Here is a 12,473-nt window from a genome sequence, read left to right on the forward strand (position 1 = left end):
GCGCCGGCGAGACGCCCTGGCAACCGGATTACGCGGCCGCTCCGGGGCCGGCGAGGTCGTCCAGCGCCGCCGCCCCGGCCTCGGTGAGCAGGGCGGGAACGCGCTCGCCCCACCGGCCGTCCCTGGCGGGCGCCACCAGGCCGAGATGGGCGAGGCGATGCGCGGCGTGCTGGTCGCAGCAGGCGAGCCCGTCGACGAACAGGTCCGGCTCGCGGCTGCAGCTGATCTCGGCGTGGCCCTTGGCCACGGCTCTCAGGGTGGCCCGCTCACGATGGTTCAGGTCCGTCCGAAGGTCCATGGCGTGCCTCCTTTCCGTCCCGTACTGAACAGTCAAACCCATACCCCCGACAGTTTCCGTCTCCTTGGATGCGAAATCCGGGATTTCGGGCGGACCGAAGGGCGGCGAGTCGTCCACTAAGGGGTATCACCGGGTATTCGTGGCGGAAGCGGTTCCAGTTCGGTCTTGCGCAGATGCCGGAAAATGATCGAACTGCGGAAGCCGATGATCTCCTTGCGCTTCGCCAATCGATCCACCAGGAACGCGTGGAGCTGATCGACGTCCTGTGCGGCGACGTGGATCAGGAAATCGTCGCTGCCGGCGGTGACGAAGACCGAAAGGACTTCCGGCAATTCCGCGACCGAACGCTGGAACGAGTCGATCACCTCCCGGCTCAGGGGCCGCACCTGCGCCGAGACCATCGCCTGGACGCCGCGGTTGAGGCTGCGCAGGTCGATGTCGGCGTGATACCCGCGGATGACGCCGCGCTCGCGCAGCAGCCGGGTCCGTTCCAGGCAGGTCGACGGCGCGACGCCGACCTTGCGGGCGATGTCGCGGTTCGACTGCCGCGCATCCGCCTGGAGTTCCCGGATGATCGCCGAATCAAGTTCGTCCACGCCCACTCCTTCACCGGGCCTGCCGAATATCGTTCGACAGAGCATCCACAGTCCTGTGCATCAGCCTAACTTCAGCGCGATTGGTCGACTGAATGCGTGGGAGGAAGCGAGATGTCCGTACAGGAGTTGGTCGTCCGGAGGGGACGCCGGTCCGGAGTGACCACGATGGTGGCCGTGCATTCGAGCACGCTCGGCCCGGCCGTCGGCGGCTGCCGGTTCAAGGTCTATCCCCGTATCCACGACGCCATCGACGACGTGCTGCGGCTGTCGGCGGCGATGACGCGCAAATGCGCGGTCGCGGGCCTGGACTTCGGCGGCGGCAAGAGCGTCGTCGCCCTCGACGCCGTGCCGACCGCCGAGCAACGGCGCGAGATCCTGCTCGACCACGCCGACCTCATCGAGTCACTCGGCGGCGCGTATCTCGCCGGTCCGGACGTCGGAACCGGCCCGGACGACATGCTCGTGCTGCGTGAGCGGACTCCTCACGTCTTCTGCCTGCCCGAGGAGCACGGTGGCACCGGTTCTTCGAGCGGGCCGACCGCCGTCGGGGTGCTCGCCGCCCTGCGAGCGGGCGCGCGGGCCGTCTTCGGTGACGACGACATGCACGGTCGCAAGGTGGTCATCAGCGGATACGGCTCGGTCGGCGCCCACCTGGCCACGGACCTGGTCCGGCAGGGCGCCGAGGTCGTCGTGTCCGATGTGGACGAACGACGCCTCGCCGCGGCCCGCGAACAAGGCCTGACCCTGGTCCAGCCGGAGGAAGTGCTCGGCATCGAGGCCGACGTCCTGATCCCGGCGGCCGTCGGCGGTGTGTTCGGCCCGGGAACCGAGGTCAACGCGCCGCTCGTCGTCGGCCCGGCGAACAACCAGCTCACCGACGACACCGTGGCGGCGAACCTCGCCGCCCAGGGAGTCCTGTGGATCCCGGATTTCGTCGCGAGCGCTGGGGGAGTGGTCTACACGCTCGGCCGGGAGGCCCGAAGCCTCACCCACGCCGAGGCGCTCGCCCGCGTCGAAACCTTGGAGGACACCACGCGAAGGATCCTCGACGCCGCTTCGGCCAACGGCACCACACCGTTGGCCGAAGCGGACGCGCTCGCCGAAGCGAGACTCACTTCTGGTGCGGAGCCACGTACTCCTTCGCCTCGGGAGCCTCGAACAGCGGCTTGACGTAGCGGACCCCGCCCTCGGCCGACGCGTCCGGTGTCGCCGCGTACACCTGGCGTGTCGCCGGGGTGCCCGCCTTCGAGAAGTCCAGCGCCGCCACCAGGTCACCCGTGCTCGCCGACGTCGTCTGCTTCAGCGCCGCGGCGATGCCCTCCCGGGTGAGGTCCTTGTTCTCGCAGGCCTTCTTGAGCACCGTGCCCCAGACCTCGCCGACCGCGTAGCCGTAGGGGATCCCGCCGTTCGGGGTCTCCTTGTACGCCGCCTTGTACTTCGTCGCGACGTCCTTGGCCTTGGGGATGTCGGCGGAGAACGGCACGCTGCTGGCGACGATCGTCAGCTTGTCCAGCGCGTTCGCCGCCGGGCTCTTCAGCAGTACGGGGTCGAAGGTCGGGTTGTTGCCCAGCACGGGGACGTTGAGCCCGAGCGCCTTGTTCGCCGCCAGGGCGGAACCGGTCTGCGCCGGCGTGGTGGTCAGGACGATGGCCTTGACGCCGTCGCCCTTGAGCCCGGTGACGATGTTGGTGAGATCGTTGTCCGTGGAGGTCACCTTGACCTCCTTGACCGTCAGATTGTGCTTCTTCGCGTAGAACTGCGAGCCGCGCAGGCCGTTCTTGCCGTACTCGCCGTCGATGTAGACGTGCCCGATCGTGTCGCCGTCCTTCACCAGGCCCTGCTCCTGGAAGTACGACAGCCCGTCGATGATCTCCAGGTCGTACGTGGTCCCGACGATCATCACGTACTGGTTGTCGAGCAGTTCCGAAGACCACGACGCGGGCGCGGCGACGGTCTTGTCCGACGCGATGTTCTGCTTCAGCGCGGCCACCACGGGCGAGCCGAGCAGCTGCACGAAGCCGAGGACCTTCGGCTCGATCTGCGGATACAGCGTCTTCGCCGTGTCCGCCTTGTAGCCGTGGTCGACGGTCTCCAGTTTCACCTGACGGCCGCAGGCCCCGCCCGCGGCGTTGAAGTCCTTGGCCCACAACTCGTTCCCCTGGGTGATGCCGAGCCCGAGGTTCTTGAACACCCCGGTCTTGTCGGTCATCACGCCGAGGGTGATCTCCGACGCCGTCACTCCTTTGTCGGTCTTGACGCCCGAACCGTCCGCCCCCGAGGACCCCGAGTCGCCCGCCTTCGTGCTGCACGCCGAGAGGGCGAGGACCGCCGCCAGCGCGACGGCCGGATATGTGCGCTTCATTTGTCTTGCTCCTCCGGGAGTTTCTTGGCGGGTGTGATCCGTCGGCCGATCGCGGCGAGCCCGCCCGGTTCGAAGAGCACCACGAGGATGATCGCGGCGCCGTAGACGAACGAGCTGACCAGGATCGGGGTCAGAGCGCCGTCTCCGGTTCCGGAGAACCAGCCGAGATCGGCGGAGTACAGCGAAAGCACCTGCGGCAGCCCGTTGACGATCAGCGCGCCCACGAGCGCGCCGGGCACCGAGCCGAGTCCCCCGATGATCACCATGGCCAGGAACGCGATGGAGATGTTGATGCCGTACGTGCCGAATTCGCTCTCGTCGGGTTTGAGGATGTCGAACCACAGCACGGTCATCGCGCCCGCGAGCCCCGCGTACGCCGACGAGACGGCGAACGCGCCGGCCTTGGCGCGCGTGACGCTGACGCCCATCACGGACGCGGCGGCCTCGTTGTCCCGCACCGCGCGCCACGACCGGCCGACCCGGCTGCGCACCGCCGCCTTGGCGACCACGAACGCGAGGACGGTCAGCAGCAGGAACAGGTACCAGAGCCGTTCCGCCTGCCGGATCGGCACGCCCATCAGCTCGATCTCGGGACCGTCGTTGGTGAACGGGAAACCGAACAGCGAGAACGGTTCGGGACTGCGCCCGGTCGAGGTCCCGCCGGTCAGCGTCTCGGCCGACTGTCCGAAGTAGAGCCCGAGGAACACCAGCGAAAGCGACGCGACACCGAGGTAGATCCCGCGCAGCCGTCCGGAAACCGGCGCGAACGCCAAGCCGAGCAGTGCGGCGATGACCACCGCGCCGACCAGCGAAAGACCGGGATCGAGGCCGAGGCCGAACACGCGCTCGTCGTCGACCGGTCCGGAAAGGACGGTGTATCCGGTCGCGCCCGCCAGCAGGAAGAACGCGTGCGCCAGGGACAACTGCCCGGCCTGCCCGACCAGCATGGTCAGCCCGATCGCGCCGACCCCGCCGATCATCATGTACTGCCCGGCCTTCAACCAGGCGGCGTCGAGGTAGAGCGGGATCGCGAGCAGGACGACGAGCAGCGCGATCCAGGCCAGCGCCTTGATCAGCCGTCCGCGATTGCGTTTCGGAGGCGGCGCCGTCGGGGCGGCGGGTGGGGCTTTCACGGCGGTGTCAGACACGTGTGCTCTCCCTTGTCCCGAACAACCCCGACGGCCGCACCACCAGGACCACGAGCATCACCAGGAAGACCGCGCTCTTGGAGAAGTCGAACGACACGTACTGCGCCGACAGCGCCTCGACCAGCCCGACGACCAGGCCGCCCACCACCGCGCCCGCCGTCGAGTCCAGCCCGCCGAGGATGGCCGCGGGGAACGCCGCGAGCGCGATGGAGTGCGTGCCGCGGGACAGTCCCGCGCCGGAGAAGTCCTGCGTGGCGATGAAGAGGACCGCGACCCCGGCGAGCACGCCGGCGACCACCCACGCCGTCGCCGTCACCCGGGAACTGCGGATCCCCATCAGCGCGGCGGCTTCGCGGTTCTCGGCCTGGGCCCGCATCGCGACGCCCCAGTTCGAGTACTTGAACGCCAAGGTGAACGCGGTGATCAGCACGGCGGCGACGACCAGCGCCACCAGATGCGTGCGGAACAGGGTGATCCCGCCGAGCTGGAACGGCTGCGCGTCCCAGGCGTCGCCGAGGAACGGCAGCGTGACACCGAGCCGTCGCACGATCTCCTCGGTGATGATCACGTCGACGCCGATCGTCAGCAACGCCAGGCTGTTCGCGTCCGCGTGCCGCGAGCGGGACAGCAGGAACCGTTCCAGCAGGAGGGCGAGCAGACCGGCCGAGACGATGCCGACCAGTGAGGCGCCCGCCCAGCCGAGCGATTCCCGGGTCACGACGACCAGATAGCCCCCGAAGAGGACAAGCGAGCCGTGCGCGAAGTTGACCACCTCGGTGGCCTTGAAGATGATCACGAAACCCAGCGCCAGCAACGCGAACACCGCGCCCTTGCCGAGTCCGTTGACCACGAGTTGCAGGAAAGTGTTCACGCCGTGGCCTCCGTGCCGAGATATGCCTTGATCACGTCCGGATCCGACTGGACCTCGGCCGGTGTGCCGTCGGCGATCCGCCTGCCGAAGTCCAGGACGGTGACCCGGTCCGCGATGCCCATCACCAGTCCCATGTCGTGTTCCACCAGCAGGATCGAGATACCGAGCTCGTCGCGGACGTCGCGGATCGTCCCGGCGAGTTCGGCGGTCTCGGTCGCGTTCATGCCCGCCGCGGGTTCGTCGAGCAGGAGCAGGACCGGTTCGACGGCGAGCGCGCGGGCGAGGTCGACGCGTTTCACGGCGCCATAGGGCAGCGCGCCGACCGGGAGATCCACCAGCGCGCCGATGCCGAGGAAATCGCAGATCTCCCTGGCCCGCGCGGAATGCCGTCGTTCGGCGCGAACCGTCCACGGCAGCCGGAGCCCGCAGGCGAGGAAGCCGCCCTTGGTGAGCGCGTGCCGTCCGAGCATGACGTTGTCGAGCACGGTCGAGCCGGGGGAGAGGGCGGCGTTCTGGAACGACCGGCCGACGCCGAGGCCCGCCAGCCGGTGCGGCGGGAGTCCGGAAAGGACGGCGTCGCCGAGCCGGACGCGGCCGGTGTTCGCCCGGTACAGCCCGCTGATCACGTTGAAACAGCTGGACTTCCCGGCGCCGTTCGGCCCGATGAGCGCGTGCAGCGAACCGGAACCGACGGTGAAGGAGACGTCGTCGAGCGCCCTGATCCCGCCGAAGCGCAGGGTCACGTTCTCGACGTGCAGTTCGGGAGGCGTCATCCGGCCCACCTCGACAGGCTCCGGCCCGCGAGCTGCTTGCGGGCGTCGGCGGCTTCGGCTTCGGCGGTGGCCTGCGATTCGGCGTGGCCGCCGAGGTAGAGCCGCTGGACCTCCTCGCTCGCCGCGAGTTCGGCCGTCGTCCCGGCGAGCGCGACCCGGCCCACCTCCAGGACGATCGCGTGATCGGCGACGCGCAGCGCCATCACGGCGTTCTGCTCGACCAGCACCACGGCGGTGCCCTGGTCGTGGATCTCGCGGATGATGTCGCCGATCTGCTCGACGATCTTCGGCGCGAGACCGAGCGAGGGTTCGTCGAGCAGCAGGAGCCGCGGGCCGGACATCAGCGCGCGGCCGATCGCGAGCATCTGCTGCTCGCCGCCGGAGAGCAGGCCCGCGCGCTGTTTGGCCCGTTCGGACAGGACGGGGAAGAGCTCGTCGACGCGTTTGCGCGCGGCGGCGCGCTGCTCGGGGGAGCGGGCGCCGATCCCGCCCGCGCGCAGGTTCTCCTCGACCGTCATCCGCGCGAAGACCTGGCGGCCCTCGGGGACGCCGACCACGCCCAGACCGACGATGCGGGCGGGGTCCAGTTTGGTCAGTGGTTTGCCGTCGTAGCGCACCTCGCCGGCGGAAACCGAGCCGCGGTGCATACGCAGCGTGCCCGACACGGTGCGGAGCAGCGTCGACTTGCCGGCACCGTTGCTGCCGAGGACGGCCAGTACTCCGTCGGGTGAAACGTCGAGGTCGACCCCGTGCAGTGCGGCCACCGATCGGCCGTACCGCACTTGAAGATCACGGACACTCAGCAAGCCGCCTCCTCCATCCGTGTGACCCGAGTCACGATCGGTGGCGGTCATCCTGCGTTGGCACCCTCCGCCGCGTTACCCCCACCTGGAGACCCACACGGCTACAAAACGGACACAGCGCATTCAGTCCTCCGGATGCGGTACTTGCACGCGCAACTACCGCATCCAGAGGACGAAATGCGTCAGAGGAGGCCGGCTTCGGAAGCCTTGCCGATGGCCTCGACGCGGTTCCGGGCGCCGAGTTTGTGCAAAGCGGACTGCAGGTACGTCTTCACCGTGTTCCGTGCCAGGCCGGTCGACTCCGCGATCTCCGGATTCGTCTGCCCCTGGGCCGCGAGTCGTAAAACCTCGTACTCGCGCCGCGTCAGTCCGCTGCGGGCAAGCGCGTCGGACCGCTGGCCGTCGTCGGGGAAGATCCGCGGATCGACGACGCGCTCACCCTTGAGCACCTGCCGCAGCGCCGCCACGAGATCCGTCCCGGCGACGTCCTTGAGCAGGCAGCCGTGCGCCCCGGAGTCCAGCGCGGCCCGGACACCCTGATGGTCGCCGTGCGCGGTGAACACCACGATCCGCCCGGCCGGGTGGACACGCCGGAGTTCGGCGATGACCTCGGGCGCGAGCATGTCCGGCAGCCGCAGGTCCAGCAGGATCAGCGCCGGCTTCAGCTCGCCCGCCCGCCGGATCGCGGCCCGGCCGGTCTCGGCAGAGCCGACCACGGTCATCGCCGGGTCGTAGCGCAGCAGCAGGCTCACCCCGTCGCGGACCACCGGATGGTCGTCCACGACGAGCACCGTCACCGGCGACGGCACGGTTCCGGCACCCATGCGCGCAGCGTGCACCCATCGTCATCGTCGCGGACCAGGCTGACCCGGCCGCCGAGCCGCGCGGCGCGTTCGGCCAGCGCGCGCAGCCCCATCCCGGTCCCCGGCTCGGGCTCCTCGTCTCCGGAGCGATGCCCGGTCCCGTCGTCGGCGACGACCACCTGCACGCCGTCATCGCTGGGCAGCAGACTGACCACGACGGACAGCGCTTCGGCGTGTTTCTCCACGTTGAGCAGGCCTTCCCGGACGGCCGCCACCAGCAGGCCGGTGCGTTCGGCGTCCAGCCGGGGCACCGGGGCGAGCTGGACGAAGCGGGCCGGGACGCCGCAGCGCGCCTGGAACGAGCGGCAGTGCTCGGCCAGCTCCACCGGCAGCGCGCGTTCCGGGCTCGACTCCGACAACGCCAGCAGCGACTCGCGCAGTGCCCTCGACGCGGCCGAGACGTCGCCTTCGAGCCGCCGCAGCCGTGATTCGAGCGCCGGGTTGTCGCTGATGTCCTCGTGCAGGTTCCGGACCTGGACGCCGATGGAGAACAGCAGCGCGCCGACCGAATCGTGCAGCGCGCTCTGCATGCGGAGCCGCTCGGAGGACAGCGCGGTCTCCCGGTCGGCTTCGGCGACCGACGCCAGCTTCAGCGCCCGGCCGGCCTCGGTGGCGATGTCTTCGAGGGACTGGACCGCGTCGTCGCCGAAGTCGCGGCGCTCCCGCATGGCGGCGTACGCGATGGCGACGGTCTCGGTCCCGCTGACGATCGGGACGGCGATCATCGCGGCGAGGCCCTCGCCGCGCACCTGCGCGTCGAACTGATGGGTGATGCTCGGCGAGCTGACGTAGTCGTTGACCTTCACCGGCCTGCCCAGCGCCAGCACGCGGCCGCCGATGCCCTGGCCGATGGGTACCGCGAGGTCCTGCAGCGCGTCCGTGCGGGTCCCCGACATCCAGCGGATCACCGCCTGTTCCGGCCCGGTCAGCTCAGCGACGAAGCCGGAATGCGTGCCGATGGACTCGCGGATCAGGCGCGCGGTGCCGTTGAGCGCGGCGACCCGGTCGAGGGTGGCCAGCAGCTCCTCGCGCTCGCGAAGAAGCCCGCCGAGCACCGCGCTGTGCTCGGCGGCGAGGTCTTCAGCGGCGTGCCGTCTCGCCGTCACGCGCTCACGATCGCATATCGGACGTGGTTTCCGACACACCCGTCCGGAGAGGTTCACCGATGCGTTCTCGCCCGCGGTTGTCTTGAATGGACCCGTGGAGATCCTGGCCGACGCCGCGACACTGGCGCTGTACACGACCGACGCCTCCAACTACCGGCATGTGCCGAAGGGTGTGGTGCTGCCGCGGGACGTCGGCGAGGTGATCGCGGCCGTCGCCGCCTGCCGTGAGGCGGGGCTGCCGGTGATCGCCCGTGGCGGCGGCACCAGCGTCGCGGGCAACTCGTGCGGGCCGGGCGTCGTGATCGACACGTCACGCCACTTCGGCGGGGTCCTCGGCCTCGATCCGGAGGCGCGCACGGCGAGGGTCGCCCCCGGAACCGTCCTCGACGACCTCCAGCGGCTCGCCGCACCGCACGGCCTCCGGTTCGGCCCCGATCCGTCGACGCATTCGCGCTGCACGATCGGCGGGATGATCGGCAACAACGCCTGCGGCTCGCATTCGGTGGCCTGGGGCCGCACGGTCGACGTCGTCCGGGAGCTGGACGTGCTGCTCTACGACGGCACCCGGCTCACCGTCGGGCCGACCTCGCCGTCCGAAGTGGACGCGCGCGCGGCCAGGCCCGGCGCCGAAGGCCGGGTCTTCACGGAACTTCGCGCGCTCGTCCACGACAACCTGGCGCTGCTGCGGAGGGAGCTGTCGTCGTTCAGCAGGCGGGTGTCCGGCTACGGGCTGGAGCACCTGTTGCCGGAGAACGGTTTCGACGTCGCCAAGGCGCTGGTCGGCAGCGAGGGAACCTGCGTCACCGTGCTGGAGGCGACGGTCTCCCTCGCCGAGGTGCCGGAACGCAAGGTGCTCGCGGTGCTCGGTTTCGAGTCCGACATCGCCGCGGCCGACGCGGTCCCGGAGATCCTGCCGTGGTCGCCGCTGACCGTCGAGGGCGTCGACGCGGACCTCGTCGCGCTGCTGGAGCCGGGCCGCGCCGACGGGCTTCCGCCGGGCGGCGCGTGGCTGTTCGTCGAGATGGCCGATCCGGACAAGGCGCGCGGGCTGATCGACGGGCTCCGCGGCGCGCTGACCGGATCCGCGCTGCTGGACGACGCGGCCGCGCGGAAGCGGCTGTGGCGGATCCGGGAGGAGGGCGCCGGTCTCGCGACCCGGCTCGCCGGGGGCGAAGAGGCCTGGCCGGGCTGGGAGGACGCGGCCGTCCCGCCCGAGCGTCTGGGCGCCTACTTGCGGGAGTTCAAGCAGCTCATGCGTGAGCACGGCCGTAAGAGCGTCGTCTACGGCCACTACGGAGAGGGCTGCCTGCACCTGCGGCTGGACTTCGATCTGCTGTCGCCGCAGGGGATCGCCGGGTTCCGGTCGTTCCTCGAAGAGGCGGCGGACCTGGTCGCCGCGCACGGTGGCTCGCTGTCCGGGGAACACGGCGACGGGCAGGCCCGCTCGGAACTGCTGACCCGGATGTACAGCCCAGAAATCCTCGCGCTTTTCGCGCGGTTCAAGGGGATCTTCGATCCGGCGGGCATGATGAACCCGGGCATCCTCGTGAACCCCAGGCCGGTCGACGCCGATCTCCGCGTCCGGCGCGCACCGCTGGAACTCGAAGACGTCACCGCGCTCGCGTACCCGGAGGACAGGGGGAGCTTCGGGCAGGCGATGCGGCGTTGCGTCGGCGTCGGGAAATGCCGCAACACCACCGGAGCCGGCGTGATGTGCCCGAGCTACCGCGCCACGCGCGAGGAAAAGCACTCCACGCGGGGCCGCGCGCATCTGCTCGCCGAAATGGTGAACGGCGAACTGATCACCGACGGCTGGCGCTCGGAGGAGGTCGCCGAGGCGCTGGATCTCTGCCTGTCGTGCAAGGGATGCCTGTCCGATTGCCCGGTCGACGTCGACATGGCGACGTACAAGGCGGAATTCCTGCATCAGCACCACAAGGGGCGGCTGCGCCCGGCGTCGCACTACTCGATGGGCTGGCTGCCGTTGTGGCTGCGCGCGGCATCGGTCGCGCCCCGGCTGGCGAACACGATGTCGCACCGGTTTTCCGGGCTGCTGAAGAAGTTCGGCGGGATCGCACCGGAACGGGAGCTGCCGACGTTCGCCACGACGCCGTTCACCCGCCGCCGTACGGACCTCAAGCGCTGGGCGACCGGTTCGCGGCGGGTGGTGCTGTGGCCCGACTCCTTCAACAACTACCTGACGCCGGACGTCCTCGACGCCGCGGCCGAGGTGCTCACCGCCGCCGGTTACGACGTCGTCCTGCCCGATCGCGGCGTCTGCTGCGGGCTGACGTGGGTGTCCACCGGACAACTGGACGTGGCGAAGAACGTGTTGCGCCGCACGCTTTCCGTTCTCGAACCGTATCTGCGTGCGGGGTATCGGGTGGCCGGTCTGGAGCCGAGTTGCACGGCGCTGTTCCGCGGCGATCTCCCCGCGCTCCTGCCTGGCGACCCGGTCGCGGAACTGCTCGCCGAACGGACGAGAACCTTCGCCGAACTCGTCGAGGACTCGCCGCTCGAATTCCGGTCACTGGACGTCGAGGCGCTCAGCCAAGTGCACTGCCATCAGCACGCCGTGCTCGGCTTCGACGCCGACGAGGCCGCGATGCGCGCCGCGGGTGTCCACAATTCCACAATGGACTCGGGCTGCTGTGGACTGGCGGGCAACTTCGGTTTCGAACGCGGGCACTACGACGTTTCCGTCGCCTGCGCCGAAGACCGCATGCTGCCCGCGATCCGTGCGGCGGCCGAGGGTACCGAGGTGGTCGCGGACGGCTTCAGCTGCCGGACGCAGATCGAGCAACTCGACGGACGGCGGGCGCTGCACCTGGCGGAACTGCTGCGGCGCGCGCTGCCCTGAGCGCGGGTCCCGTTCGCCGAGTGTTGCGAAAGCCACTTTCGCAACCTTCAACGTTGCGAAAGTGGCTTTCGCAACGTCGGCGGGGGCACGGAGTCGGCGACCGGCTCAGGGACCGGCGAGCATGTCGCGAAAGCCACTTTCGCGACGTCTGGTGTCCCGAAAGTGGCTTTCGCGACATCACCTTCGGCACCCGGCCGACCTCCGTGCCGCTCACGAGACGTGACCGAGGCGCGCGTCCCGTTCGGCGTACTTCTTCAACGTCAGCAGCTGTTTCCGCATCATCACCAGATCGCCCCAGCCGAGAAGGAACTCCTTGACGCGCCCCCGGAATCCCTGAGAGATCACGACGATGCGGCACAGCATGCGGCACGACCGCTCGTCGATCGGCTCGACCGAGTACGTGACGGCCACCGGGCCGAACAGGTTCTCGGATTTGGCGAAGGTCCGCCCGGTGAGGCTGTGCCCGCGGTCGACCTCGGTCAGCTCGAACACGATCAGCGTGTCGCCGGGCGCGAGTTCGTCGGCGCCGGGGGTGAGGCTGTCCGGGCTGCGGCGCCCCAGGTTGTCGAGCAGGTCGTAGCTGTAGGGCGCGACCGAGATCTGGCAGAGCCACCGGTAGGCGAGCGCGGCGGGCGCGTGCACGGTGACGGCGCGGTCGAAGCGGGCGACAGGGCCGTCCAGCAGGGTGTCCGCCGGCTGCGCGCGGCGGCGTTCTTCCGGGGTCGCGCCCCAGTTCGCGGGTGATCCGAAGGGCATGGCCGCCTCCGTACGGTGCCGTATGTTTTACCATACG

At 69.9% G+C, this 12,473-nt stretch carries 12 protein-coding genes; 2 read left to right on the forward strand and 10 right to left on the reverse strand.

Annotation, left to right across the window (positions count from 1 at the left end):
• Positions 1–28: 28 nt before the first annotated feature.
• A complete protein-coding gene (locus tag ACZ1DY_RS10220; protein WP_257488607.1) occupies positions 29–298 on the reverse strand; it encodes a hypothetical protein in 270 nt (89 codons plus the stop codon).
• A gap of 116 nt (positions 299–414) precedes the next feature.
• Positions 415–894 (reverse strand): Lrp/AsnC family transcriptional regulator, encoded by a 480-nt coding sequence (locus ACZ1DY_RS10225; RefSeq protein WP_125681177.1) that lies wholly within the window; start codon positions 892–894, stop codon positions 415–417.
• Between the two features lie 111 nt (positions 895–1,005).
• Here ACZ1DY_RS10225 and ACZ1DY_RS10230 point away from each other — a divergent pair, with 111 nt between their 5' ends.
• Positions 1,006–2,064: a Glu/Leu/Phe/Val dehydrogenase dimerization domain-containing protein gene (locus ACZ1DY_RS10230; protein ID WP_465484173.1), complete on the forward strand. Its 1,059-nt coding sequence runs from the start codon at positions 1,006–1,008 to the stop codon at positions 2,062–2,064.
• Here ACZ1DY_RS10230 and ACZ1DY_RS10235 read toward each other — a convergent pair.
• From ACZ1DY_RS10235 to ACZ1DY_RS10265, 7 genes are all read right to left on the reverse strand, one after another.
• Positions 2,006–3,256: an ABC transporter substrate-binding protein gene (locus ACZ1DY_RS10235; RefSeq protein WP_126735431.1), complete on the reverse strand. Its 1,251-nt coding sequence runs from the start codon at positions 3,254–3,256 to the stop codon at positions 2,006–2,008. The genes ACZ1DY_RS10230 and ACZ1DY_RS10235 overlap by 59 nt on opposite strands.
• A complete protein-coding gene (locus ACZ1DY_RS10240) occupies positions 3,253–4,404 on the reverse strand; it encodes a branched-chain amino acid ABC transporter permease (protein WP_465484174.1) in 1,152 nt (383 codons plus the stop codon). Before ACZ1DY_RS10240 ends, ACZ1DY_RS10235 begins: the two co-directional genes overlap by 4 nt.
• A complete protein-coding gene (locus ACZ1DY_RS10245) occupies positions 4,397–5,275 on the reverse strand; it encodes a branched-chain amino acid ABC transporter permease (RefSeq protein WP_126735435.1) in 879 nt (292 codons plus the stop codon). The genes ACZ1DY_RS10240 and ACZ1DY_RS10245 overlap by 8 nt, the downstream gene beginning before the upstream one ends.
• Entirely contained in the window at positions 5,272–6,048 is a 777-nt protein-coding gene (locus tag ACZ1DY_RS10250) for an ABC transporter ATP-binding protein (RefSeq protein ID WP_257488603.1), read from the reverse strand. Before ACZ1DY_RS10250 ends, ACZ1DY_RS10245 begins: the two co-directional genes overlap by 4 nt.
• Positions 6,045–6,854: an ABC transporter ATP-binding protein gene (locus ACZ1DY_RS10255; RefSeq protein ID WP_126735439.1), complete on the reverse strand. Its 810-nt coding sequence runs from the start codon at positions 6,852–6,854 to the stop codon at positions 6,045–6,047. Before ACZ1DY_RS10255 ends, ACZ1DY_RS10250 begins: the two co-directional genes overlap by 4 nt.
• Positions 6,855–7,033: 179 nt before the next feature.
• A complete protein-coding gene (locus ACZ1DY_RS10260; RefSeq protein ID WP_126735441.1) occupies positions 7,034–7,675 on the reverse strand; it encodes a response regulator in 642 nt (213 codons plus the stop codon).
• Positions 7,645–8,820 (reverse strand): GAF domain-containing sensor histidine kinase, encoded by a 1,176-nt coding sequence (locus ACZ1DY_RS10265; protein ID WP_126735443.1) that lies wholly within the window; start codon positions 8,818–8,820, stop codon positions 7,645–7,647. The genes ACZ1DY_RS10260 and ACZ1DY_RS10265 overlap by 31 nt, the downstream gene beginning before the upstream one ends.
• Before the next feature lie 94 nt (positions 8,821–8,914).
• On the opposite strand from ACZ1DY_RS10265, the gene ACZ1DY_RS10270 reads away from it, so the two are divergent.
• Positions 8,915–11,680, forward strand: coding sequence for an FAD-binding and (Fe-S)-binding domain-containing protein (locus ACZ1DY_RS10270; protein WP_465484175.1), 2,766 nt, complete (start codon positions 8,915–8,917; stop codon positions 11,678–11,680).
• Between the two features lie 210 nt (positions 11,681–11,890).
• Here the strand turns inward: ACZ1DY_RS10270 and ACZ1DY_RS10275 are convergent, their stop codons facing one another.
• On the reverse strand, positions 11,891–12,436 hold the full coding sequence (locus tag ACZ1DY_RS10275) for an SRPBCC family protein (protein WP_465484176.1): 546 nt from the start codon (positions 12,434–12,436) through the stop codon (positions 11,891–11,893).
• Between the last annotated feature and the right edge of the window lie 37 nt (positions 12,437–12,473).

Source organism: Amycolatopsis sp. PSD-21 (genome assembly GCF_055561455.1).

Bases quoted from the DNA above. Each gene is read 5' to 3' on its own strand.
- ACZ1DY_RS10220 (WP_257488607.1), bottom strand. From the start codon at position 298: ATGGACCTTCGGACGGACCTGAACCATCGTGAGCGGGCCACCCTGAGA.
- ACZ1DY_RS10230 (WP_465484173.1), top strand. From the start codon at position 1,006: ATGTCCGTACAGGAGTTGGTCGTCCGGAGGGGACGCCGGTCCGGAGTG.
- ACZ1DY_RS10235 (WP_126735431.1), bottom strand. From the start codon at position 3,256: ATGAAGCGCACATATCCGGCCGTCGCGCTGGCGGCGGTCCTCGCCCTC.
- ACZ1DY_RS10250 (WP_257488603.1), bottom strand. From the start codon at position 6,048: ATGACGCCTCCCGAACTGCACGTCGAGAACGTGACCCTGCGCTTCGGC.
- ACZ1DY_RS10260 (WP_126735441.1), bottom strand. From the start codon at position 7,675: ATGGGTGCCGGAACCGTGCCGTCGCCGGTGACGGTGCTCGTCGTGGAC.
- ACZ1DY_RS10275 (WP_465484176.1), bottom strand. From the start codon at position 12,436: ATGCCCTTCGGATCACCCGCGAACTGGGGCGCGACCCCGGAAGAACGC.